Origin of the sequence: Vibrio sp. B4-6, assembly GCF_963888245.1 — a bacterium.
GTDB lineage: Bacteria > Pseudomonadota > Gammaproteobacteria > Enterobacterales > Vibrionaceae > Vibrio > Vibrio anguillarum.
On sequence record NZ_CAWPIM010000011.1, the window covers coordinates 1 to 22,948 of the forward strand.

Genomic DNA, 22,948 nt, shown 5'->3' on the forward strand with positions numbered 1-22,948 from the left:
TTAACCATACAACACCGAAGGGGTTTTGTGGACTCAATGGAAGAACATTGAATGTGTGAATGAGAACGAAGCAGCTTTCCGAATTAAGAAATTTGCTTGGCGACCATAGCGTTGTGGACCCACCTGATTCCATGCCGAACTCAGAAGTGAAACACAACAGCGCCGATGGTAGTGTGGGGTCTCCCCATGTGAGAGTAGGACATCGCCAGGCTTTGAATTTATAAGAGCCCGTTTGTAAGAGCGGGCTTTTTAGTCACTTGTGACACAAGATACAGTGTGCTGATATGGCTCAGTCGGTAGAGCGCATCCTTGGTAAGGATGAGGTCCCCAGTTCGATTCTGGGTATCAGCACCAGTTTTATAGCTCTGTAAGCTAAAAGAATTTGCTTGGCGACCATAGCGTTGTGGACCCACCTGAACCCATGCCGAACTCAGAAGTGAAACACAACAGCGCCGATGGTAGTGTGGGGTCTCCCCATGTGAGAGTAGGACATCGCCAGGTCTGAATTACGAAACCTCAGCAGAAATGCTGAGGTTTTTTTCTATCTATTCGTATCATTCAATGTCCAATCATAGTGATAGCTGATACTCTTTTTCTCGCTTTTTAGTGCCTTGTTGTACTGCACTAAGTGCTCAAATAATTGCTGTTTCGTTCCAAAATCTTCAGCAAACCAGTCATAAATAGAAGACAGAACCCATTTATCATTGGTGACCTTTACTCCTTTTTCGCTATTGATAAACTCAGTGGCTGATTTCTCCAGTAATAATTCAGTATTTTCTGCTGTGAAAGCCTGCTTTTGTAAGTTTGGGCAGCCAAGGCTTGCGCAGTTGACCGCATAATGGGTTCGAGGATCTTTCCAAATGGGTCTTAAAATTCGATGTTCAATATCATTGAGAGTCAGCTCTTTTTGATTGATGGTAATGATCTTTTGTTCCCAAGGGCCAAATGAGAAAAATCCTCCCAGTTTAGTGATGGATGGTATTGGATAATGATCGACGATTAAGTTAACTGTTAAGGCATTATATAAGTTGACCCAGTAAGCATATTGTTCCAGCTTTGCATACTCTCTTGGATCAAGGGCTGATAATTGTGAAATATAGAGCTCTAATTGCTCTTTATCTTTTGAGTTGACCCTTTGATAATCGAAGAGGTTGTTGTGATTTTCTTGGATTAGATAAGTATCAAGTGTTGTCTGCCAAATTTGATGTGAAATGGCTTGTGTATTTTCTTCATTACTAGAGTTCCAATAATCCCATAGTTGTGATTTAGGAGCAGAAAATACATTCGTTGACCCGAGTGTCAAACATAGCGTTAATAGATATTTCATCGTTTACCTCTCATCTCATAGGTTATATGACCTAGGTAGGGATTGATAAATTTCAGATAAAATAAAAGGTTGGTGCATCTACACCAACCTCTGGAAATTAAATCGATACTCGCTATTTCAAAAAGCTAGGAATTTTTGTTTCATAATCAGCGATTTTATCTTCGTGCTGTAGCGTCAAACCGATATTGTCTAATCCATTAAGTAAGCAATGGCGACGAAATTCATCAATTTCAAATGAGTATGTTTTTCCATTGGCTTTAACTTCCATTCGTTCAAGATCTACAGTTAGTTGAGCACCTTCATTTCCTTCAACAAATTGGAATATTTCATCAACTTCTTGCTCTGTAAGGCGGACTGGAACCATTTGGTTATTGATTGAGTTACCATAAAAAATATCCGCAAAACTGGGTGCAATCATGGCTTTGATGCCGTAATCCGCTAAAGCCCAAGGGGCATGTTCTCGTGAAGAACCACATCCAAAGTTTTCACGAGCAAGTAGAATGCTCGCTCCTTCATAGCGAGGTTTATTCATGACAAAATTTGGATTAGGTTGTTGACCTGCATCATCTAGAAAACGCCAATCATGAAAAAGGTGTTTGCCAAAACCAGTGCGATTTACTTTCTGTAAAAATTGCTTAGGGATAATGGCATCTGTATCGACGTTCGCTGCATCAAGAGGAACGACCAAACCTGTGTGCTGTTTAAAACCTGACATTGGTGATCCCCTGTTTAGTTGAGTGTTGAAGAATGAATATTACGGATATCGACAAAGTGTCCAGCGATGGCGGCGGCGGCGGCCATTGCAGGACTGACTAAATGTGTGCGGCCATCTCGACCTTGGCGGCCTTCAAAATTGCGGTTGGATGTTGATGCACAGCGTTCACCTGCACCGAGCCTGTCATTGTTCATAGCCAAGCACATTGAACAGCCCGGCAAGCGCCATTCAAAACCCGCTTCAATAAATATTTTATCCAAGCCTTCCGCTTCCGCTTGCGCTTTAACTTGCTCTGAACCTGGAACAATCAATGCTTGAACGTGTGGTGCGACTTTTTTACCTTTCGCGACTTGAGCTGCTGCTCGCATATCTTCAATGCGAGAGTTTGTGCAAGAACCGACAAAAACTTTATCCACTTTGTAGTCTGATAAGGATTTACCCGCTTCCAGTCCCATATACGCTAATGCTTTTTCTGCTGATGCTTTTTCGACAGGATCACTAAAGCTATCGGGAGATGGAATGGTTTCATCGACAGCAATTACTTGGCCTGGGTTTGTGCCCCACGTTACTTGTGGTTTGATGTCCGCGGCATTTAGGGTAACGACTGCATCGAATTTGGCATTATCATCGGTTTTTAGCGTTGCCCAGTACTCAATGGCAGCTTCTAAATCGTTTCCTTGAGGAGAAAACTTGCGACCTTTAATGTAGTCGAAAGTAGTCTGATCAGGGGCGATAAGACCGGCTTTTGCTCCAAGCTCAATCGCCATATTGCACACCGTCATACGACCTTCCATTGAAAGATCGGTAATCGCTTCACCACAAAATTCAACGACATAGCCTGTACCACCGGCCGCCGTTGTTTTACCTATAATGGCTAGCACGATATCTTTAGCGGTGATGCCTGGAGCGACTTTGCCTGTCACCTCAATTTTCATCGTTTTCGCGCGAGCTTGTTTCAATGTTTGGGTTGCAAGTACGTGCTCAACTTCTGATGTACCGATGCCAAACGCTAACGAGCCAAATGCGCCATGTGTTGCTGTGTGTGAGTCACCGCAGACAATGGTCATACCGGGAAGAGTAATACCTAATTCTGGCCCCATGACATGAACGATGCCTTGGTATTTATGATTTAAGTCGTAGAGTGTTACGCCAAACTCAGCACAGTTCTTGGACAATGTTTCCATTTGGATTCGAGCCATCTCACCCGAGGCATTAATGTCTTTTGTGGTGGTTGAAACGTTATGGTCCATGGTAGCGAATGTTTTACTCGTCTGACGAACTTTACGTCCCTTTTCGCGTAAACCATCAAATGCTTGCGGTGATGTCACTTCATGAACGAGATGACGATCGATATAAAGGATGGGGGTTTCCCCTTCAGCTGATACCGCAATGTGGGCATCATAAATTTTTTCGTATAAGGTTTTTGCTTGCGACATTGCTTCTTCCTTGAGCTCTTTGAGCTTTATAAAGGACTAGGCGAGCCTAGTCCTACTAATTATGAGTTTAAAATATAGCTGGCAATTTTATCGCCCATTTCAGAGGTTGAAAGTGCCGATTTACCACTGGCAAGATCTGCGGTGAGTTCGCCTGCGGTAAGCGCCTTTGATACGGCATTTTCGATAGCTTGAGCGGCACTTTCTTCGCCCAAGCTATAACGTAGCATTAAAGCGGCGGAAAGAATTTGTGCAACTGGGTTAGCAATGTTCTTTCCTGCGATATCAGGTGCAGAGCCACCTGCTGGCTCATAGAGACCGAAATTGCTTTCATTAAGGCTAGCGGAAGGTAGCATGCCCATTGAGCCTGTGATCATGGCGCATTCATCGGAAATGATGTCACCAAAAATATTAGAGCACAGCATGACATCAAATTGAGAGGGATCTTTAATGAGCTGCATAGTGGCATTATCGATATAAATGTGTGAAAGCTCGACGTCCGGATAATCTTTTGCGATCTCTTCCACGACCTCACGCCATAAGATAGAGCTTTGTAATACGTTCGCTTTATCGACTGAGCATACTTTTTTACGACGTAATTGTGCGGACTCAAACGCTATTTTTGCAATGCGTTCGATTTCGTAGCGGTGGTAAACTTCGGTATCAAATGCTTTTTCATTTGCCCCTTCGCCTTCTCGTCCTTTGGGTTGGCCAAAATAAATACCACCAGTCAATTCCCGAACAACCACAATATCGAAGCCACGATCGGAGATATCGGATCGTAAAGGAGAAAAGCTTTCTAAGCCGGAGTGAATTTGAGCAGGACGCAAGTTACAAAACAGTTGAAAATGTTTGCGAAGCGGTAGGAGTGCGCCGCGTTCTGGTTGGTCGTTGGGTGGTAAATGCTCCCATTTAGGGCCGCCTACGGAACCAAACAATACGGCGTCTGCTTCTTCACATCCTTTAATGGTGCTTTCAGGCAGCGGGCAACCGTGGTTATCAATCGCAATCCCGCCGACATCATGTTCTTCTCTGGCAAACCGGATAGCATGTTTTTTTTCAATCGCATCCAATACCTTGTGTGCTTGTTGCATTACTTCTGGGCCGATACCATCACCTGCAAGAACGGCAATTTTGTATGTTTTGTCTGTCATGTTAGTCCTTTACTATTTTTATATTTGCTTGCCCCAGTGAGCTCTAAAGACTAAAAGCTCTAATCTAGGTACGTTAAACGGTTGCCACTTTCTTTTGTTTAATTTCTGCAATTTGATCGGCACGATGAATGCTATTGATTACGTGCAACAAGGCTTGTCCTGATGCTTCGACAATATCCGTAGAGACGCCTGTACCGTGATATTTTCGCCCTTTGTAGTTGGCAATAATATCGGCTTGCCCGAGTCCATCTTCACCTTCGCCCTTGGCGGTAAGGTCAAATTTATCCAATACGATCTCATAGCCAGTTAGACGGTAAATACATTGGTAAAGCGCATCGACAGGGCCATTACCAACGGCAGCTTCACACTTTTCTTCATCACCACAAAGTAATTTTATACTGGTGGTCGCCATAACACTGCCTGATTGAACACTCAAATAGTTCAATTTGTAGAAATCGTCTTCATCACGCAGATTTGAAAAGTGCATTAAAGCTTCTAAGTCATAGTCAAACACTTGGCCTTTACGATCTGCTAATTTTAAGAAATCTTCATACAAGGCATTGAGGTTGTATTCGTTTTCATTGTAACCCATGCTATCCATATGGCTTTTTACTGCGGCGCGGCCACTGCGGCTCGTTAAGTTCAGCGCTTGGTTTTTTAGGCCAATTGACTCTGGAGTCATGATTTCGTAAGTGTTTTTGTTTTTCAACATGCCATCTTGATGAATGCCTGACGAGTGGCTAAATGCGTTGGCACCGACAATCGCTTTGTTACTTTGAATCGGCATATTGCACAGTTGGCTAACCAACTTACTGGTGCGGTGGATCTCATCATGCTTTAAGCCAGTATGTACGCCGAGGAATTCTTGACGAGTTTTGATGATCATCGCGATCTCTTCCAGTGAACAGTTACCAGCGCGCTCACCAATACCGTTGATGGTGCCTTCTATTTGCCTTGCGCCAGCCTGTACAGCGGCAATCGAGTTTGCGACTGACATTCCCAAGTCATCGTGGCAATGAACGGAAATAATGGCTTTATCTATGTTAGGGACTCGCTCAAACAGCATCTGAATAATGCCACCAAATTCGCTAGGAACAGTATAACCGACCGTGTCTGGAATATTGATGGTCTTAGCTCCGGCATTAATTGCGGCTTCGACCATTCTACAGAGATTATCAATGGGTGTTCGGCCCGCATCTTCACAGGAAAATTCGACGTCATCAGTGTAGTTACGGGCGTGTTTCACCGCACTGACTGCCATCTCGAGCACATCATCATAACTGCGGCGCAATTTATCTTGCACATGAATGGTTGAGGTTGAAATAAACGTATGGATACGAAAAGCATCAGCGACTTTCAGAGCTTCGGCCGCTGCATCAATATCTTTTGCTACCGCGCGAGAAAGCGCGCAGACGCGGCTGTTTTTAATGTGTTTGGCAATCGTTTTGACCGATTCAAAATCACCAGGGGAGGAAACTGGAAAACCTGCTTCAATAACATCAACACCAAGGCGCTCTAATGCGTAAGCAATCTGCAGTTTTTCTTTAACGGTTAAGCTTGCTGACAAAGCTTGTTCGCCATCACGTAATGTGGTGTCGAATATAATGACTTGATTATTCATGTTTGCTCCCTTGCACCGATGGTTAATCGTTTACTTCCTAAATATAGTTATAAAAAAACCCGCATCTCAGTGCGGGCTCTTGTCATCTTGTGTGGTGTTTTTCTTCCACAACCTACCCGCGCGAATGGTTCACGATAAGGAGCAGGCCCAGCAGGATAGAAAAACGGATAGTCATTCGTAACATTCCACAAGATTAAGTTAACAAATTAGTACCGTACTCGACTTAACTCGTCAACCATTAAGTTGTTTTTTTATTCATATCGGATCAGTTTTAGTCAAAAGCGGTAAAAATGAGCAGAATTGGTAGAGAGGATCACTTTTTGTAGCGCGGAATGTTTTCACGCAAGAACGTTTGTCATCGGTTAAATTCATTCATTCTCCAACAAACAGTCACGTATTTGTCATTTTAAACTTCTACGTTTAGAGCGTAAGAGGTTTATGGAATGACAGGAGTCGCTCATGCGTGCCATCGGACAAATTGTTAAGTTTGACGTAGCGTTTTCGCTATTTTGTTTACAGCATCGTTTTAATCAGCCTGTAGCGCAGATCAGCAAAGCTATTTCCCATACTGGGGATGGGCATTTGTACGCGTTGATTGGTGCTTTAGCTTGGTATTTAGACCCGCTTAATGGCCACCTATTCTTAATAGCTGGACTGGCCGCTTTCGCGATTGAACTCCCTATTTATTGGGGATTGAAAAATAGCTTTCAGCGTCGTCGCCCTGAAGAGTTTTCTCCTTCATTCATTGCCTTTATTACCCCTTCGGATCGCTACAGTTTGCCCTCTGGTCATACGGCTGCAGGGTTTGTTATGGCGACATTAATTGGCCACTTCTATCCTCATAGCGATGCTTTTGTCTTGGTTTGGGCTGGCTTAATTGGCGTATCTCGCATCCTACTTGGGGTTCACTTCTTGACGGATATCGTGATTGGCGCGCTGCTTGGTGTAAGCAGCGCAAGATTTGCTTTGTGGTTGGTGGAGAGAGGCTTTTGAAAATTCTGTATGGTGTCCAAGGCACCGGAAATGGCCATATTGCTCGTTCACGAGTGATGAGTGAAGCGTTGAAAGAGGCCAAAATTGATGTGCAATTTCTCTTTTCTGGACGTGAAAAAGAGAAATACTTTTCGATGGAAAGTTTCGGTGATTACCAAACTCGGCGCGGTTTTACTTTTGAAACTGAACAGGGACACGTAAATTACGTTAAAACGGCGCTGAATAATAATTTGCTGACTTTCGTGAGTGAGACAAAAAACCTCGATTTGTCTCCGTATGATTTGGTCATTAATGACTTTGAACCAGTATCGGCATGGGCGGCTAAACAGCAAGGTATTCCGTGTATTGGGATAAGTCATCAAAATGCATTTCGTTATAATGTGCCTTTGAAAGGGGCAAGTTGGCTGGATAAACAGATTATTCAACAGTTTGCGCCTGCCAATTACCACGTCGGTTTACATTGGTATCATTTTGATCAACCGATCCTTCCTCCGATTATCTATCGTTCAGAGCAGCATACGTCTAGTGAGCATTTCATTTTGGTCTATCTTCCATTTGAGCATGTTGATGAGATTCTTGAGTTGCTTTTTCGTTTTTCAAATCAAGCATTTATTTGTTATCACCCTTCCTTAATGGAAGCGCAATCCGTTGAAAATGTTGAGTTGCGTCCCTTATGTCATACCTATTTTCAATATCACTTGCATCGCTGCGATGGCGTGATTGCTAATGGTGGCTTTGAATTACCATCAGAAGCACTTTCATTGGGTAAAAAGCTGCTACTTAAGCCACTATCAGGTCAATTTGAGCAGCAAAGTAACGTTGCCACTCTTGAGAATCTCGGACTTGCTGCATCTATGGAGTTTTTGGACCCGTCGGAGTTACGCCGTTGGTTGGATGAAAAACATGTCGAGCGCGTTGTCTATCCTAATGTAGCGAAAGCCTTGGTTGAATGGGTACAAAATGGCAAATGGGATAATCATAAAGAGCTGAGCCAGTCTTTATGGCGACAGGTTGATTTCCCTAGTTATGTGTCATTTAGCTAATATTGACGAAATGCTTTGAATTTTGACGTAATTAATTTATTTGGTGAATGTATCAAGGTGAAGGCTTGTTATTCATCACTTGATTCAATGTTTTGAATAAAATGCATAAATTTTTCTGTTTTATGGTTTTTTATAAAAATACATCGTACTGATAAATAAGGACAATCTTTTTGTTTGGATAAAAAAAACTGATATTTTATCAATCTTGTTGCCAATCGATAAATGCTTAGCAGATAGTAGCCTCCACCCAGTTGTGTCTGGGTAAATATAATAAATGGCAGGTTATCTATTCTAAAAAATTACTTTTACGGTATTGACGATAACAACAAGAGGCGTCCCAAAAATGTTAGATAAAAAAGATGCAATGAGCGCTATTGCTAGTTACCGCATGGAAAGCACATTACGTGGTGTAGATTTAAACCTGCTGACGGTTTTTGATGCAGTAATGCAAGAGCAAAATATTACCCGTGCCGCTCATAATTTGGGTATGTCTCAGCCAGCAGTCAGCAATGCTGTAGCGCGTTTGAAGGTAATGTTTAATGATGAACTGTTTATGCGACAAGGGCGAGGTATTCAACCTACTCAACGTGCACGTCAACTGTTCGGTCCGATGCGTCAAGCACTGCAATTAATCCGTAATGAACTGCCAAGTTCGGTGTTTTCTCCTGAAACATCAACACGCTTATTTAAATTAGCGATTTGCAGTCCTTGTGATATGCGTTTCGCGCCGAAAATTATGTCATCAGTTCATGAACAAGCGCCTTTGGTCCAACTTCATCTTGATGCGGAATTTAACCGTTTGTTAGCCGAGCGTATGCGTTACCAAGAGATCGATTTTGTGATTGATTACGCGCGTTTTGATGAACAAGGATTCTCCAGTACGGAAATTTTCCAAGATGAATTAGTGGTGGTGGCATCTAAGTCTCATCCACGTATCAATGGCTCTGTTAACGCTGATAGCCTAACAGCTGAAAAGCATGCGAAGTTATCTCGCATCCATGGGCAACGTAGCTTTTCTGAGCAAGCATACCGCGAATTAGACTGTGTTCCTTATTATGAAGGGACCAGTTTGAGCAATGTGCTTTATGTGGTCGGACAATCTGAGTTGGTGACGATTGCACCTCGTTGGATGGTTGAGAATGCGGCTAACCGAGATCAGTTACAAATCCTCGATTTCCCATTTGCAAATGGTCAAATCAGTGGTTATCTCAGTTGGCATGAGTCTAGTGAAAAAGACAAAGGCCATATTTGGCTGCGTGATCAGTTAATGATGATTTGCGGCGAAGTTGTTGCATTAAACTAACGTGTACCCGTTAATTTGTACGGTGATCTAAACTTAGTGATACTCCTCTTTGAGCCTTGAATTGGTTATATCCATTCAGGGCTTTTTTGTCTGTAGAATTAATTGATAACTTTGACATCCGTCAGTTGCCTTTTTTGCTTCTAAATGTACACTTGTGCGCTCAAAAAGCTTACATGTGTAAGCTACAGGTAAAAAAGATGCCCAATTTAAATTTCCATATCGTAAAAAGAATTCGTGAACAGATTGTCAAAGGTGGCGAGTGCATTGCTCTAAAACACAAAATAGAGAAAGAGTGGCATGGGATCAGCTGGAAGCAATTTGGTCAACGTATCGATGCGATGTCACTTGCACTTTTAACGCAAGGTATAAAAATCCAAGATAAAGTCGGGATTTTTTCGAATAACATGCCGCAGTGGACAATAGCTGACTTGGCTACTTTGCAGTTAAGAGCCGTTACGGTACCTATTTATCCAACTAATACGCCAGCGCAGGCCAGTTATATTATTCAAGATGCTGATGTCAAAGTGCTCTTGGTCGGTGAACAGGCACAATACGATGCGGCACTGGATTTTTTTGATGAGTGCGAACAGCTTGAATTAATTGTCGCCATGAGTGATGGCATTGATCTAAAAAGTTTTCAACATGGCATCCATTGGCAGACTTTTATTGAACAAAATACAGATGGCCAGCAAGCGGAATTAGAGTCTCGCCTTGAACAGGCGAATATGGATGATCTGCTGACGCTCATCTATACCTCTGGCACCACAGGTCAACCTAAAGGCGTGATGCTTGATTACCGTAATATTGGCGCTCAGCTTGAAGGGCATGATGAGCGGTTAAACATCTCTAAGGATGATGTGTCACTCTGTTTTTTACCATTGTCACACGTGTTTGAACGGGCGTGGACTTTTTACATTCTTTACAGCGGTGCAACTAACTGTTATTTGCAGGATACGATGCAAGTACGTGATGCATTGAGTGAGCTAAAGCCAACGGTAATGTGTGCCGTCCCTCGCTTCTACGAGAAAATTTTCTCCGCTATTCACGAAAAAGTCTCGAAAGCGCCGTTGCATCGAAAAGTGCTGTTTACTTGGGCGGTCAATATGGGGGCTAAGATGGCTCTTTGTCACCAAGAAAAGCGCCAACCATCCTTCATGCTGAAAAAGAGTTACGCGTTAGCGGATAAAATCGTGTTGTCTAAATTGCGTGCATTGCTTGGTGGGCGGATTAATTTCATGCCTTGCGGTGGCGCGAAATTAGATGAAACCATCGGCCGATTTTTCCATGCCATTGGCATTAACGTGAAGTTGGGCTACGGCATGACGGAAACCACAGCAACGGTTTCTTGTTGGGATGACCGGTGTTTTAATCCTGATTCAATAGGCATGTCGATGCCAGGAGCTCAGGTCAAAATCGGTGACAACAATGAAATTCTTGTTCGCGGACCAATGGTTATGCGCGGCTACTATAAAATGGCAGAAGAAACGGCGTTAGCATTCGATGAACAAGGTTTTCTCAAAACAGGGGATGCTGGACACATTGATGAGCAAGGTAATGTTTTCATCACTGATCGTATCAAAGAGCTGATGAAAACCTCCGGTGGTAAATACATTGCGCCACAAGTTATTGAGGGAGCGATTGGTAAAGATCACTTTATTGAACAGATTGCGGTGATTGCTGACACACGTAAATTTGTATCGGCTTTAATTGTACCTTGTTATGACAGCTTGGAGGTTTACGCCAAGGAGCTCAACATCAAATATCATGACAGATTAGATCTTATCAAGAACAACCAAGTGGTTGAGATGCTGGAAAAACGAGTCAATGATTTGCAAAAAGAGCTAGCCAAATTTGAGCAGGTGAAAAAGTTTAAATTATTACCTAAGGCTTTTTCAATGGACAAAGGTGAGCTGACGCCGACTCAGAAACTACGTAGAAAAGTCATTAGTGATCGTTACCAAGATGAAATCGAGGAAATGTACAAAGAAAAGACTAAAGGTGAGTAAGATTATCTTAAGATAGTTTTTTCATTGTTTAAAAATCCTCCACTTGCTTTTCAGATAAAGCGTGGGGGATTTTTTATATTACGACGGAAGTTAAACCTCGCTTCCTCATAACGCCACATTGCTGCATGGTAATATTTTTTGCTTTATTTTTGCTAATTACTCATGGATTGAGCTGTTTTTAATGCCGGTTTTACGATAGTTACCTAATAAAATTCCATTTAACCAAATATTTGCCAAAGTGTGCGCTATTTGGCGTTCGACCCGATGATAAGAAAGAGTTACAGTTGTTGCGTTACCTTGTTTTTTGTTATGACAAAAGCAAGACATAGCCGAAAGTGGAAAGTTTTCGAATTAGGCTACAAATAAGCCCTAAACTATGTAAAACCAGGCCCATTGACTGACCATGTGTTGGGTACTGGTAAGGAGAAAAAATGGCAACGCAATCCAATCAACAGATGTTATCTGGCGCAGAGATGGTGGTTCAATCTCTGATCGAAGAAGGTGTAGAGCAAATATTTGGATACCCAGGTGGTTCCGTTCTTGATATTTACGATGCGCTGCACGCAAAAACCGACCAAATTAAACATGTCCTTGTTCGCCACGAGCAAGCGGCCACGCACATGGCAGATGGCTATGCTCGAGCAACCGGAAAAACGGGTGTGGTACTTGTTTGTTCTGGCCCAGGGGCGACGAATACCGTCACAGGGATTGCTACCGCTTACATGGACTCAATTCCAATGATTGTTATTTCAGGCAACGTGCCAAATAACCTCATTGGTAACGATGCGTTTCAAGAATGTGACATCGTTGGGGTTTCTCGTCCGATCGTCAAACACAGCTTTCTTATAAAAAAAGCTGAAGATATTCCTGAAACCATTAAGAAAGCCTTTTATATTGCCTCAACAGGGCGCCCGGGGCCGGTCGTGATCGATCTGCCTAAAGATGTGATGAATCCTCAGATCAAACTCCCTTACACGTATCCTGAGTCGATCAAACTGCGCTCATACAACCCAACTACTTCTGGTCATAAAGGGCAAATTAAAAAGGCGCTAAAAGCGTTGTTAGAAGCCCAAAAACCCGTATTGTACATTGGTGGTGGCGCTGTTATTTCAGGCGCAGATCAGCACATTTTACAACTGGCTGAAACGCTCAATTTACCCGTAGTCAGCACGTTAATGGGGCTTGGTGCTTTCCCTGGAACTCATAAAAATGCGTTAGGCATGCTTGGAATGCATGGCATGTATGAAGCCAATATGGCGATGCACAATGCGGATTTAATTTTCGGTATTGGCGTGCGTTTTGATGACCGTACGACCAATAATCTAGAAAAGTATTGCCCGAACGCTAAGATCATGCACATTGACATTGATCCTTCGTCGATCTCTAAAAATGTGCCAGTCGATCTGCCGATAGTGGGATCAGCTGAACAAGTACTGGAAACTATGCTGCAATTGCTCTCTGAGCAAGGTGGCTGTAATGATTCGCAGGCGCTTGAACTATGGTGGCAAGATATCCAAAGCTGGCGCGACCGCCAATGCCTAGCTTATGAGAAATCCAGCGAACGCATTAAGCCGCAGCAAGTGATTGAAACTTTACATAAACTGACTAATGGAGACGCATATGTGGCCTCCGATGTTGGTCAGCACCAAATGTTCGCCGCACTTTATTATCCATTCAATAAGCCTCGTCGTTGGATCAACTCTGGCGGTTTGGGCACCATGGGGTTTGGTTTACCCGCTGGAATGGGGGTTAAATTTGCCATGCCAGAAGAAGAGGTAGTGATTGTCACTGGGGATGGCAGTATTCAAATGAATATCCAAGAGCTTTCCACCGCGTTGCAATATGATATTCCAGTGAAAATTATTAACTTAAACAACCGTTTTCTTGGCATGGTAAAACAGTGGCAAGATATTATTTACCAAGGACGTCACTCTAATTCTTATATGAGTTCTGTTCCCGATTTTGCAGCAATTGCAGAAGCTTATGGCCACGTTGGCATCCGTATCTCACAGCCTGATGAACTTGAAGCCGGGCTTAAAAAAGCACTCGATATGAAAGATCGATTGGTTTTTGTTGATATTAATGTGGATGAAACGGAGCACGTCTACCCAATGCAAATTAAAGGCGAAGGGATGGACAAAATGTGGTTAAGTAAAACGGAGAGAACATAATATGAGACACATTATTTCAATATTAATGGAAAACCAATCGGGTGCTTTGTCTCGCGTTGTTGGTCTATTTTCTCAACGTGGTTATAACATTGAATCACTAACGGTTTCACCAACCGATGATGCAACATTATCACGCTTAAACATCACTACTAAGACCGATGAAATGCAACTTGAACAAATTCAAAAGCAACTGCATAAGTTGATTGATGTGCTTAAAGTGCAAGAAGTGTCAGAGTGCGAACACATTGAACGTGAGCTGATGATGGTGAAAGTCAAAGCCAGCGGTTTTGCGCGTGCCGAAGTGAAACGTACGGCTGATATTTTCCGTGGGCAGATCGTGGATGTCACTGCGGCGCAATATACTGTGCAGCTTGCCGGAACCAGCGAAAAACTCGATGCCTTTATTCAAGCGTTGTCGGAAGTCACTGAAGTAATCGAAGTCGCGCGAAGTGGCGTGGTAGGTATTGCTCGCGGGGAGCGAGCGCTTAAAGCTTAATTTACCTAGCTCCCTATCGAAATAAGGAAGGCCACATTTTATGTGGCCTTTTTGTCGTTTGGTGCTTTTACTAGAGAAGTGCTTAGTGAAGAATACGCGCACGAATGGTGCCGCTGATGCTTTTCAGCTTAGTAAGAGCTTCCGCAGAGCGAGCAGTTTCTACGTCAATCACTACATAACCGATATCCGCTGACGTTTGTAAATATTGAGCGGCGATATTGATCCCTTCTTCGGCGAAGATGGTGTTGATTTGTGTCAGAATACCCGGACGGTTTTCGTGAATATGCAGTAAACGCGAACTATCACGGTGAATTGGCAGCGATACTTCAGGGAAGTTCACGCTTGATAAGGTTGAGCCGTTATCTGAATATTTTGCCAACTTACCGGCTACTTCAATACCGATATTTTCTTGTGCTTCTTGAGTTGAGCCACCAATGTGCGGTGTCAGAATGACATTATCAAAATGCATCAGTGGGGATTCAAAAGGTTCAGAGTTTGTGGCGGGTTCTTCTGGAAATACATCTATTGCCGCGCCAGCTAGATGGTTTGATGCCAATGCATCGCAGAGTGCGGGAATGTCGACTACCGTTCCGCGTGCTGCGTTGATAAAGATAGAGCCAGGCTTCATGCGTGCAAACTCTTCTTTACCCATCATATTTTTAGTATCTGGAGTTTCAGGCACATGCAGAGAAATGACATCACATTTATTCAGTAGTTCACTCATGGTATGTATTTGCGTTGCATTACCGAGTGAGAGTTTGTTTTCTATGTCATAGAAATAGACTTGCATACCGAGGTTTTCGGCAATGATACCGAGCTGGGTACCAATGTGGCCATAGCCAATAATACCTAAGCGTTTACCGCGTGCCTCATAAGAGTTATCAGCACTTTTTTTCCAAATACCACGATGTGCCAATGCATTTTTTTCAGGAATCCCACGCAGTAGTAGCAGTGTTTGGCCTAAAACGAGTTCAGCAACACTGCGAGTATTCGAAAATGGTGCATTAAAGACAGGAATACCGCGTTTTGCGGCTGCATTCAGGTCAACTTGGTTGGTGCCAATGCAGAAGCAGCCGATAGCAACCAACTTCTCTGCCGCGTTGATTACCGCTTCGGTCAAATTAGTGCGCGAACGAATTCCGATGAAGTGAGCATCTTTCACCGCTTCGAGCAGTTGTTCATCACCCAGAGAGCCTTTGTGATACTCAATATTGCTGTAACCGGCAGATTGCAGTACTTCAACCGTTGAAGGGTGTAGCCCTTCGAGGAGTAAGATTTTGATTTTGTCTTTTTCGAGTGAAACTTTGGCCATTATTCTCGTCCTTAAAAATGGGAAGGTGGGCAAACACGGCGCACATAAAGCAAAAGGGCTAATGTAAAGAGGAAGATTAACCATTTTGTTGGAAGACAAACGTTTTCCTTGTGCGTCTTCTGACCAATAAAGTAACAAACTTTTTTTGTTTTGGGTAAGAAAATTACGAAATAAGGCATGATTTTCTAGGGCATAGCGAAGAAAAACGGCACCCATGGGTGCCGTTTGTAATGAAATAACGGAAAGTAGCCTTATTTTGTGACTTACTCTTCGATTTTGGCACCATCTTCCGTGCCAGTGATGACGACATCAGCACCTCGGTGAGCGAATAAACCGACGGTTACTACGCCGACAATCCCATTAATTTTATCTTCTAACGCTTTAGCATCAGTAATTTTTAATCCGTGCACATCCAAGATAACGTTACCGTTATCCGTTATTACGCCATGGCGATAGGCTGGATCACCACCAAGTTTAACCAGTTGACGTGCCACATAAGAGCGCGCCATTGGGATCACTTCAACTGGAAGTGGGAATTGACCTAGAACATCGACCGCTTTTGTACCATCAACGATACAAATGAATTTATCCGCAATCGCGGCAACGATTTTTTCTCGAGTGAGCGCAGCGCCGCCGCCTTTGATCATATCGCGCGCAGGGTTGATTTCATCTGCGCCATCAACATAAATATCGAGTTGATCAACATCATTGCAGTCGAACACTTCAATACCTAGGCCTTTTAGCTTCTCTGTTGAGGCGATAGAACTTGAAACCGCACCTTTAATATCATCTTTAATCGAACCCAGTGCATCAATGAAGTGATTCACCGTTGAACCCGTACCCACACCAACGATGCTGCCTTTTTCTACATATTTGAGTGCGGCCCAGCCGGCGGCTTTTTTCATTTCATCTTGAGTCATGCCAATCTCCTGATATCGATTTATAGTGACGGTAATGTTGCGGGGCGATTATAGCCTCAATAATTTATGATTCCCATTGCCAGATTTGGCTTGGAGTCACTATTTGAGGTAAAGGTATATCCCATGCTTCGCTCGGCAGATGAGTCACTTGTTGGCAATCATGAGCTAAGCCTATGGGTAGGGCACCTTTACCCGTTTTAAACCAAGCTTCTAACGTACGATCATAATAGCCGCCGCCCATCCCGAGCCTTTGCCCTGTTTGATCAAATGCCACCAATGGTGTGCAGATGATATCTAGCTCATTTACTGGTTTGATCAATGTTTGATTGAGCTTGGGTTCGGCAATGCCGTATTTATTTCGCGTCATTATGGTTTGAGCATCATAGCGCAAGAACAATAAATTCCCACTCGAGAAGGGGTGTAAAACGGGAAGATAGGTCTGTTTGCCTTGTTGCCATAACCACGCTATGAGCGGTTGTGTTTCTAGCTCACCATCGGTTGCCAAGTAGAGGGCAATGTGCTGACTCGTTAAAACTTCAGGCAGTGTTGAAAAACGAGAGACAAGTTCAATTGAAGCGTGTTTTTGCTGCGTAGGTGATAGCTGTTTACGCCGCTGGCGGATGACTTGACGAAGTGTGTGTCGAGTGTTTTGCATAAGGATACCCCAGAGTGCCGTTGCGGATTTTGGCCCTTGAACCAGCTGGTTCAAGGCGGATCAGCAATGGTAACCGCAGGCTTCTCGGTACGAGCCGAGCTTGCTCAATAGCTACCAAGTACTAACCCTTTGGTGTTGCTTATCGGCTCAGGGACTTAAATCCGGCTGACAAACACTCTAGGGTAAATTTGGTTACGCTGGTAAAGACTACTGCTGTCCTAGCTTCACTTTACTGATGGCATCTTCAAGAGATGCAGCGAGCTGTTCCATGCGCTCGGTTAATTGATTTTGTTGGCCTAGGCTCTCATTGTTTTTGGTTTGCAATTCATAACAAATGTTGAGCGCAGCAATCGTGAGTAGCTTTACCTCATTGGTAACTTTAGTACGCTCTGCCATCTCTTTCAATCGGTTATCAAGATCTTGCGCCGCTTGGATTAAAGACTGCTCTTGTCCCGCAGGGCAATTCACACGAGTCAATTTTCCTAAAATTTCTACGTCTACCGCTTGATTACTCATGATGGATGAACTCTTATCGCGCTGTCTAAGATGGTGCCACTCACATGCCCATCGAGGTGGAAACTATAGGTAAAGCGGCCCTAAGATTCAAGCTTTTCAAAGCGAGCAGTAAAAAATGAGGGACTAAAAACACAGTTATTAGGCAAATTGAGTAAAAGCTACCCACAATTAACGCTTTGAGCATTTTCGCATTGGAAGCTAAGTGGTAGGATCGCGCTTATTTGATTTTATTACGAGCTTCCCATGAGCGAAAAAAAACTACCGGATTATCTTTCTCTTGCCACTGCCCTTCAATCTGCAGCACTTGCGGTTAACCCTGCTGAGTTGCATGGGTTGCTAACGGGCATGCTGGCCGGTGGTCTGGGCTTAAATGATAAGAGCTGGCAGCCACTTATTTTTGATTACACTAACGAAGGTATGGGTTGGCCAGATCGTCCGTTGACATTGGCTGAACAAGTACTCACCTTTACAATCGAAGAGCTCACTGGTAGCGGGATGGAGTTGTCACTACTGTTGCCAGATGAAGAGGCGAGTGCCAGTGTATTTGATTTGGCTGATGGCGTAGCCGACTGGGTAAATCACTTTATTTCTGGGCTTGGCTTGATTGGGGTTGTTTTGAAAAAAGCGTCCGCAGAGACTAAAGAGGCCTTGGCTGATCTAGAAGAAATTGCCAAGCTCGGTATCGATGAAGAGGATGACTTGGATGAGCAAGCTCAACTTTTGGAACACGTCATCGAGCATATAAAAGCTTGTGTGTTAACAATTCATGCTGAATTTGGTATCAAACCTCTACAAGAAACTCAGCCGACCGTGCATTAAAGAGAGATGACTGTGAAGCAATTTGATGTGATTATCGCTGGTGGGGCGATGGCCGGTGCAACACTGGCGTTGGCCTTAGATACGCTTTCTCAAGGAAAGCTTGCGATTGCTGTGGTCGAAGCGCATCCGCTGGATGATAAGCTCGCCCATCCCGGCTTTGATTCGCGTTCAATTGCTTTATCCTACGGTAGCGTACAAATTTTGCAAAATCTCTCCTTGTGGCAGTCGCTGCAAGAGGTCGCCACCCCAATTACACATATTCATGTGTCGGATCGGTCTCATATTGGGATGACCGATATCACTTGTCAGCAACTCGATTTAGAAGCATTAGGTTACGTGGTTGAATTAGCCGATGTTGGGCAGATTTACGCGCAAAAAATGCAGCAGAGCCCGCATATTGAGTTATTTTGCCCAAGCGCGGTTCAGCAAGTGGAACGCAGTATGGATAAGGTCACTGTCACCCTTAACGATCAACGAACGATCCAAGCTAAGTTATTGGTCGCAGCTGATGGGGCGATATCGACCTGCTGCGAGCAAATCGGCCTCATCCAACAAGAGCATGATTTTGAACAGGTCGCGGTTATTGCTAATGTTGTGAGCTCAAAAGCTCACCAAGGACGAGCGTTTGAACGATTTACCGCCGATGGTCCTGTCGCGTTATTACCAATGAGTGATAATCGACTCTCTTTAGTTTGGTGTTTACCTCCCGCGAAAGCCGAGCGAGTTTTTTCACTCAGTGATGAGGGTTTTTTAGCACAGCTTCAAGATGCGTTTGGTTGGCGTTTAGGGCGAATGAATAAAGTGGGCACTCGTGCCTGCTATCCATTACAACTGCGTTATCGAGAGCAGAACATTTCACATCGTTTTGCCATTGTGGGCAATGCCGCTCAGACATTACATCCGATTGCGGGACAAGGTTTTAACTTAGGTATTCGAGATGTGGCAAGCTTGGCGGATGAGCTTATCAAGCAGCAAGCCGATGTTGGCTGCTATCGCGGTTTACAAGCTTTTTCCCAACGCCGAGAAGCGGATCGTGATGCCACCATTAAGCTGACATCATCCCTGGTGCATCTCTTTTCCAATGATTGGTTAACCACTCGTATTGGTCGCAATGTAGGCCTCATGGTGATGGATAATTTACCGTGGCTGAAAATGCCGCTACTGCGCCGAACGCTTGGCGTAGTGAATAGATAAAAGGGTCTGTATATGATGCAAAGTGTCGATATTGTCATTGTGGGTGGCGGAATGGTTGGCCTTGCACTGGCCGCAGCATTAAAGCATAGCGAACTGCGCATCGCCGTGATTGAGGGCCGAGTACCCAGCCTTGAACTTGCAGAGCTGCCGGATGTGCGAGTCTCCGCCTTAAGTCGTTCCAGTGAAATCATGTTGCGAAACCTTGGTGCATGGCAAGGTATTACTTCTCGTCGCGCTGCGCCTTATTCGGCGATGGAAGTGTGGGAACGCGATAGTTTTGCGCGGATCGAATTTAGTGCCAATCAGATGACTCAGCCGGATCTGGGACACATTGTTGAGAACCGCGTCATTCAATTAGCCTTACTCGAACAAGTACAAAAGCAAGCGAATGTGACACTCTTTATGCCCGCTCAATGCCAATCGCTGGCTGTCGGTGAAAGTGAAGCGTGGCTAACGCTCGATAACGGTCAATCACTCACCGCAAAATTGATAGTAGGAGCCGATGGCGCAAACTCTTGGGTTCGTCAGCAGCAAGACATTCCATTAACCCATTGGGATTATGGACACAGTGCGCTGGTGGCAAATGTCCGCACGGTGGAACCACATCAATCGACGGCAAGGCAAGTGTTTACACCACAAGGTCCGCTGGCCTTTTTACCTATGTCTGATCCTCATATGAGCTCAATCGTTTGGTCTACAGAGCCCAACCGAGCGCAGCGCTTGCTCAGCTTGTCTGAGCTCGAATTCAATAAGATACTGACCGCTGAGTTTGATCATCGTTTAGGTTTGTGTGAGGTGGTCGGTGAACGTGCTGCTTTCCCACTTAAAATGCGTTATGCCCGAGATTTTGCTTTACAACGAATCGCACTCGTTGGTGATGCGGCGCACACCATCCACCCGCTAGCCGGGCAAGGTGTTAATTTAGGTTTACTTGATGCTGCAAGCTTAGCTCAAGAACTACTCGCGTTGTGGCATCAAGGTGAAGATATTGGTTTGCTCAAAAATTTGCGAGGTTATGAACGTTGGCGAAAAACAGAAGCCGCCAAAATGATTGCCGCGATGCAAGGTTTCAAAGACCTTTTTGAAGGTGATAACCCGGCGAAGAAACTGATCCGTGGCATTGGCATGCAGTTGGCTGGACAACTTCCTGGAGCCAAAGATGAGATTATGAAAAGAGCACTGGGTTTAAAAGGTGATTTACCTGATCTTGCCAAGAGTAAAATGGTGCTGCTTGAGCCCTAACAGTGATTAACCTAATGATGGCAAAAGGGCTGGCTTATGGCCAACCCTTTTAAAATTCTTTAATGAAACTCGTATTATGCGTAGGCGCAGCGTAGTCTCATGATTTCCTGATTCACTTCCTTCACCGTCTGAAAGTGGCGCTTGTCTGCGCGCTCTGGCAAGATCAGTTTGCCATTATCGAATTCAAATTTTCCAACCCCGTAAATATAGATTCTTCCTTTAAAAAGCCGACTTACGTGTTTAGCTATCATACCTGGCGTATAGCGCTTAAACAGTCTCATACTTCGATCCTTCTGTTATTCTAACACTGCAAATTATAAATAAATTGCGCCTCTAATAGTGTGATTGCCATAGAGGAATATGCAGTTATTGGTGACTCTTTTGGATATTTGTGCTGCCGTAGGCAAAATGTTGGATAAATACCCATGTTTGCGTGATTATCTCCTCAAAATAGTGCTAACAAAAAATGCTCAGTGCACCATTCACTTGGTGCATATTAAGCACGACAAATATTACACTTTAAAGAATAGCTGCTGTTTATGGAAAGTGTTAAATTTTGGTTAAGAATAGCCTAAAAAAAAGCCCGCTTAAATAATAGGCGGGCGAATAGTCACAGATGCATTACACAAAAAGTGGATGTCCTGAAACAATCAGTGGATTCACTTTTTTGTTGGTCAGGACAACTTTTCGTTTGTCCTGACCAGCATTGTTAAGAGTACGTCAAAATAAACCTTGTGACTATTTATGTTTCAAGAGTGACTAAAAATTCATCTCTGATGTTGTGTGATTTAGAGAGCGATCACGTGCCAATGTAATGGATTACATTATTGCATTCTTTTTCCTGAAATTTATTCGAGATAGGCGAGTGTTAGAAAGCATACGCCTCGTAAAGAGGCGCATGGTCAATATGAGGAAGAAGCTTATTCGTCAGTAAGAGAGTAGGGGAGAGCTTGCATAAACCAACGAGTGTTTGGTTGGCTTGCAAGACGAAACTCAGTTTCTGGCTCGAGATTGTTTGGTAAGACTACTAAACCGATAGCGGTATTATCAGCAAACGTGTAGTGAACCATTAATTGCCCAGCACTACGCCAGTTTTCTCCAACTGAGCGTTCGATCATGATTGGTTGATCATTACTTAGCGGTTGCTCAATATTGCCTTGAAGGATGTACATTGCACGTTTATTAATACCTCGATATTTAGCACGAGCGACGGTTTCTTGACCTGTATAACACCCTTTATTAAAGCTGATACCATTAAAGGCCTGAAGATTAACGGCTTGCGGTATGTGCTCATTTTGATCCGCTTGACCAAGGACGGGGACTGCTTCTTCGATATCAAAGCGAGTCCACGTTTCCTCGGTGACTTTCAGTGCTTCACTTTGCGTCATGAGCTGTTGCGCGGTTTGCTCTGAAACAAGTAATAGCCAACGTTGGGATGAAATTTTGATGGCGCTACCACCGTCAATCAAACGCACCTCACCTTCATCTGCCGTTAATGTGTTGATATATTGCTCAGCTTGTTCGCCCATAACACCCAGTGCGACGTCTTGGCTCTGGCTGATATTGACCTTAGAAAAAATAGCGTATTTTTTCAGCTCTCTTAATTCAGCTTCTATTGCTGATAAAGGCTGGAACATCGCATAACCATCGTGATGGTGGAACAGGCGAAAGACCGACCACACTTTGCCTTTCGCATCACAATGGGCACCTAAGGTTGACTGTGTTGGTTCAAGAGTGACGACATTACAGGTCACTTGGCCTTGCAAATAGGCTTTTTTATCATTGCCTGAAATGATGATAGCGCCCCAGGATGCAAGATGAGTCAGCATCAGTGGTGGAAGTGAGCCATTGGCGGTTACTGCGAGAGGTGTCAATGTGTTTTGCCAGTCCATAGTCGTTACCTAAAGAGAATCTTGAGCCCCATGTTAATCCGGAAATTTTTTTTTGTCAGCTTGAACAGGGACTGTGACTCATCTACTAGTTGTATCTTCATCCAGTTGATACACTCAACGCAAATAAACATAAGGT

General features: G+C 43.9%; 20 protein-coding genes, 1 tRNA gene, 2 rRNA genes and 1 other RNA gene. 12 read left to right on the forward strand and 12 right to left on the reverse strand.

The features are described from left to right. The first annotated feature begins 95 nt into the window (after window positions 1–95). The 3 genes from rrf (AACV20_RS02945) (at window position 96) to rrf (AACV20_RS02955) (ending at window position 501) form a co-directional block, all read left to right on the forward strand. Window positions 96–211: ribosomal RNA gene (rrf, locus tag AACV20_RS02945) — 5S ribosomal RNA — on the forward strand. A gap of 67 nt (window positions 212–278) precedes the next feature. Beyond that, window positions 279–354 (forward strand) — tRNA-Thr (locus tag AACV20_RS02950). 31 nt (window positions 355–385) lie between these two features. Beyond that, window positions 386–501: ribosomal RNA gene (rrf, locus tag AACV20_RS02955) — 5S ribosomal RNA — on the forward strand. A 40-nt stretch (window positions 502–541) separates the two neighbouring features. Here the strand turns inward: rrf (AACV20_RS02955) and AACV20_RS02960 are convergent. The 5 genes from AACV20_RS02960 to leuA form a co-directional block, all read right to left on the reverse strand. Continuing rightward, complete coding sequence (locus tag AACV20_RS02960) at window positions 542–1,327, reverse strand: DUF547 domain-containing protein (RefSeq protein WP_013856007.1); 786 nt, start codon at window positions 1,325–1,327, stop codon at window positions 542–544. Window positions 1,328–1,439: 112 nt separating this feature from the next. Next, entirely contained in the window at window positions 1,440–2,042 is a 603-nt protein-coding gene (gene leuD / locus AACV20_RS02965) for a 3-isopropylmalate dehydratase small subunit (protein WP_017042706.1), read from the reverse strand. Between the two features lie 14 nt (window positions 2,043–2,056). After that, window positions 2,057–3,478: a 3-isopropylmalate dehydratase large subunit gene (gene leuC, locus AACV20_RS02970; protein ID WP_094125434.1), complete on the reverse strand. Its 1,422-nt coding sequence runs from the start codon at window positions 3,476–3,478 to the stop codon at window positions 2,057–2,059. A gap of 59 nt (window positions 3,479–3,537) precedes the next feature. Further along, window positions 3,538–4,629 carry a 3-isopropylmalate dehydrogenase gene (gene leuB / locus AACV20_RS02975; RefSeq protein WP_081245355.1) on the reverse strand — a complete coding sequence of 364 codons (1,092 nt, stop codon included), beginning with the start codon at window positions 4,627–4,629 and terminating at the stop codon, window positions 3,538–3,540. Between the two features lie 73 nt (window positions 4,630–4,702). Then, window positions 4,703–6,250 carry a 2-isopropylmalate synthase gene (gene leuA / locus AACV20_RS02980; RefSeq protein ID WP_013856011.1) on the reverse strand — a complete coding sequence of 516 codons (1,548 nt, stop codon included), beginning with the start codon at window positions 6,248–6,250 and terminating at the stop codon, window positions 4,703–4,705. A gap of 459 nt (window positions 6,251–6,709) precedes the next feature. On the opposite strand from leuA, the gene AACV20_RS02985 reads away from it, so the two are divergent. The 6 genes from AACV20_RS02985 (at window position 6,710) to ilvN (ending at window position 14,262) form a co-directional block, all read left to right on the forward strand. Continuing rightward, window positions 6,710–7,243, forward strand: coding sequence for a phosphatase PAP2 family protein (locus tag AACV20_RS02985; protein WP_017046472.1), 534 nt, complete (start codon window positions 6,710–6,712; stop codon window positions 7,241–7,243). Beyond that, entirely contained in the window at window positions 7,240–8,286 is a 1,047-nt protein-coding gene (locus tag AACV20_RS02990; RefSeq protein WP_170906863.1) for an MJ1255/VC2487 family glycosyltransferase, read from the forward strand. Before AACV20_RS02985 ends, AACV20_RS02990 begins: the two co-directional genes overlap by 4 nt. Window positions 8,287–8,629: 343 nt before the next feature. Then, window positions 8,630–9,589 carry a transcriptional regulator LeuO gene (gene leuO / locus AACV20_RS02995; RefSeq protein WP_026027287.1) on the forward strand — a complete coding sequence of 320 codons (960 nt, stop codon included), beginning with the start codon at window positions 8,630–8,632 and terminating at the stop codon, window positions 9,587–9,589. Window positions 9,590–9,786: 197 nt separating this feature from the next. Continuing rightward, window positions 9,787–11,595, forward strand: a complete 1,809-nt coding sequence (locus AACV20_RS03000) for an AMP-dependent synthetase/ligase (protein ID WP_026028312.1) — start codon at window positions 9,787–9,789, stop codon at window positions 11,593–11,595. 431 nt (window positions 11,596–12,026) lie between these two features. Further along, window positions 12,027–13,766 (forward strand): acetolactate synthase 3 large subunit, encoded by a 1,740-nt coding sequence (locus tag AACV20_RS03005; protein WP_170906864.1) that lies wholly within the window; start codon window positions 12,027–12,029, stop codon window positions 13,764–13,766. A gap of 1 nt (window position 13,767) precedes the next feature. Then, window positions 13,768–14,262 (forward strand): acetolactate synthase small subunit, encoded by a 495-nt coding sequence (gene ilvN / locus AACV20_RS03010; protein WP_010319822.1) that lies wholly within the window; start codon window positions 13,768–13,770, stop codon window positions 14,260–14,262. An 82-nt stretch (window positions 14,263–14,344) separates the two neighbouring features. On the opposite strand, the gene serA is transcribed toward ilvN, so the two are convergent. The 5 genes from serA to AACV20_RS03035 all read right to left on the reverse strand — a co-directional run bounded on the left by serA (window position 14,345) and on the right by AACV20_RS03035 (window position 17,665). Next, window positions 14,345–15,574, reverse strand: coding sequence for a phosphoglycerate dehydrogenase (serA, locus tag AACV20_RS03015; RefSeq protein ID WP_026028313.1), 1,230 nt, complete (start codon window positions 15,572–15,574; stop codon window positions 14,345–14,347). A gap of 263 nt (window positions 15,575–15,837) precedes the next feature. Further along, window positions 15,838–16,494, reverse strand: a complete 657-nt coding sequence (rpiA, locus tag AACV20_RS03020) for a ribose-5-phosphate isomerase RpiA (protein WP_170906865.1) — start codon at window positions 16,492–16,494, stop codon at window positions 15,838–15,840. Window positions 16,495–16,558: 64 nt separating this feature from the next. After that, window positions 16,559–17,149 carry a 5-formyltetrahydrofolate cyclo-ligase gene (locus AACV20_RS03025; RefSeq protein ID WP_026027284.1) on the reverse strand — a complete coding sequence of 197 codons (591 nt, stop codon included), beginning with the start codon at window positions 17,147–17,149 and terminating at the stop codon, window positions 16,559–16,561. Between the two features lie 2 nt (window positions 17,150–17,151). After that, window positions 17,152–17,336, reverse strand: a non-coding RNA gene (gene ssrS / locus AACV20_RS03030) — 6S RNA. 20 nt (window positions 17,337–17,356) lie between these two features. Beyond that, window positions 17,357–17,665 (reverse strand): cell division protein ZapA, encoded by a 309-nt coding sequence (locus tag AACV20_RS03035; protein ID WP_010319818.1) that lies wholly within the window; start codon window positions 17,663–17,665, stop codon window positions 17,357–17,359. A 243-nt stretch (window positions 17,666–17,908) separates the two neighbouring features. Here AACV20_RS03035 and AACV20_RS03040 point away from each other — a divergent pair, with 243 nt between their 5' ends. The 3 genes from AACV20_RS03040 to AACV20_RS03050 are packed head-to-tail and all read left to right on the forward strand — an operon-like array spanning window position 17,909 to window position 20,920. Next, window positions 17,909–18,484: a YecA/YgfB family protein gene (locus AACV20_RS03040; protein WP_017046479.1), complete on the forward strand. Its 576-nt coding sequence runs from the start codon at window positions 17,909–17,911 to the stop codon at window positions 18,482–18,484. A gap of 12 nt (window positions 18,485–18,496) precedes the next feature. Beyond that, the gene (gene ubiH / locus AACV20_RS03045) at window positions 18,497–19,678 is read left to right on the forward strand and encodes a 2-octaprenyl-6-methoxyphenyl hydroxylase (RefSeq protein WP_170895604.1); all 1,182 of its coding nucleotides are present in this window, start codon (window positions 18,497–18,499) and stop codon (window positions 19,676–19,678) included. A gap of 12 nt (window positions 19,679–19,690) precedes the next feature. Beyond that, window positions 19,691–20,920, forward strand: a complete 1,230-nt coding sequence (locus AACV20_RS03050; protein ID WP_017048689.1) for an FAD-dependent 2-octaprenylphenol hydroxylase — start codon at window positions 19,691–19,693, stop codon at window positions 20,918–20,920. Window positions 20,921–20,994: 74 nt separating this feature from the next. Here the strand turns inward: AACV20_RS03050 and AACV20_RS03055 are convergent, their stop codons facing one another. Then, a complete protein-coding gene (locus AACV20_RS03055; RefSeq protein ID WP_010319814.1) occupies window positions 20,995–21,201 on the reverse strand; it encodes a DUF1107 domain-containing protein in 207 nt (68 codons plus the stop codon). Between the two features lie 639 nt (window positions 21,202–21,840). After that, a complete protein-coding gene (ygfZ, locus tag AACV20_RS03060; RefSeq protein ID WP_017048690.1) occupies window positions 21,841–22,812 on the reverse strand; it encodes a tRNA-modifying protein YgfZ in 972 nt (323 codons plus the stop codon). Window positions 22,813–22,948 lie beyond the last annotated feature (136 nt).

Bases quoted from the DNA above. Each gene is read 5' to 3' on its own strand.
- AACV20_RS02960 (WP_013856007.1), bottom strand. From the start codon at position 1,327: ATGAAATATCTATTAACGCTATGTTTGACACTCGGGTCAACGAATGTA.
- leuD (WP_017042706.1), bottom strand. From the start codon at position 2,042: ATGTCAGGTTTTAAACAGCACACAGGTTTGGTCGTTCCTCTTGATGCA.
- leuC (WP_094125434.1), bottom strand. From the start codon at position 3,478: ATGTCGCAAGCAAAAACCTTATACGAAAAAATTTATGATGCCCACATT.
- leuB (WP_081245355.1), bottom strand. From the start codon at position 4,629: ATGACAGACAAAACATACAAAATTGCCGTTCTTGCAGGTGATGGTATC.
- leuA (WP_013856011.1), bottom strand. From the start codon at position 6,250: ATGAATAATCAAGTCATTATATTCGACACCACATTACGTGATGGCGAA.
- AACV20_RS02985 (WP_017046472.1), top strand. From the start codon at position 6,710: ATGCGTGCCATCGGACAAATTGTTAAGTTTGACGTAGCGTTTTCGCTA.
- leuO (WP_026027287.1), top strand. From the start codon at position 8,630: ATGTTAGATAAAAAAGATGCAATGAGCGCTATTGCTAGTTACCGCATG.
- AACV20_RS03000 (WP_026028312.1), top strand. From the start codon at position 9,787: ATGCCCAATTTAAATTTCCATATCGTAAAAAGAATTCGTGAACAGATT.
- AACV20_RS03005 (WP_170906864.1), top strand. From the start codon at position 12,027: ATGGCAACGCAATCCAATCAACAGATGTTATCTGGCGCAGAGATGGTG.
- ilvN (WP_010319822.1), top strand. From the start codon at position 13,768: ATGAGACACATTATTTCAATATTAATGGAAAACCAATCGGGTGCTTTG.
- serA (WP_026028313.1), bottom strand. From the start codon at position 15,574: ATGGCCAAAGTTTCACTCGAAAAAGACAAAATCAAAATCTTACTCCTC.
- rpiA (WP_170906865.1), bottom strand. From the start codon at position 16,494: ATGACTCAAGATGAAATGAAAAAAGCCGCCGGCTGGGCCGCACTCAAA.
- AACV20_RS03025 (WP_026027284.1), bottom strand. From the start codon at position 17,149: ATGCAAAACACTCGACACACACTTCGTCAAGTCATCCGCCAGCGGCGT.
- AACV20_RS03035 (WP_010319818.1), bottom strand. From the start codon at position 17,665: ATGAGTAATCAAGCGGTAGACGTAGAAATTTTAGGAAAATTGACTCGT.
- AACV20_RS03040 (WP_017046479.1), top strand. From the start codon at position 17,909: ATGAGCGAAAAAAAACTACCGGATTATCTTTCTCTTGCCACTGCCCTT.
- AACV20_RS03050 (WP_017048689.1), top strand. From the start codon at position 19,691: ATGATGCAAAGTGTCGATATTGTCATTGTGGGTGGCGGAATGGTTGGC.
- AACV20_RS03055 (WP_010319814.1), bottom strand. From the start codon at position 21,201: ATGAGACTGTTTAAGCGCTATACGCCAGGTATGATAGCTAAACACGTA.
- ygfZ (WP_017048690.1), bottom strand. From the start codon at position 22,812: ATGGACTGGCAAAACACATTGACACCTCTCGCAGTAACCGCCAATGGC.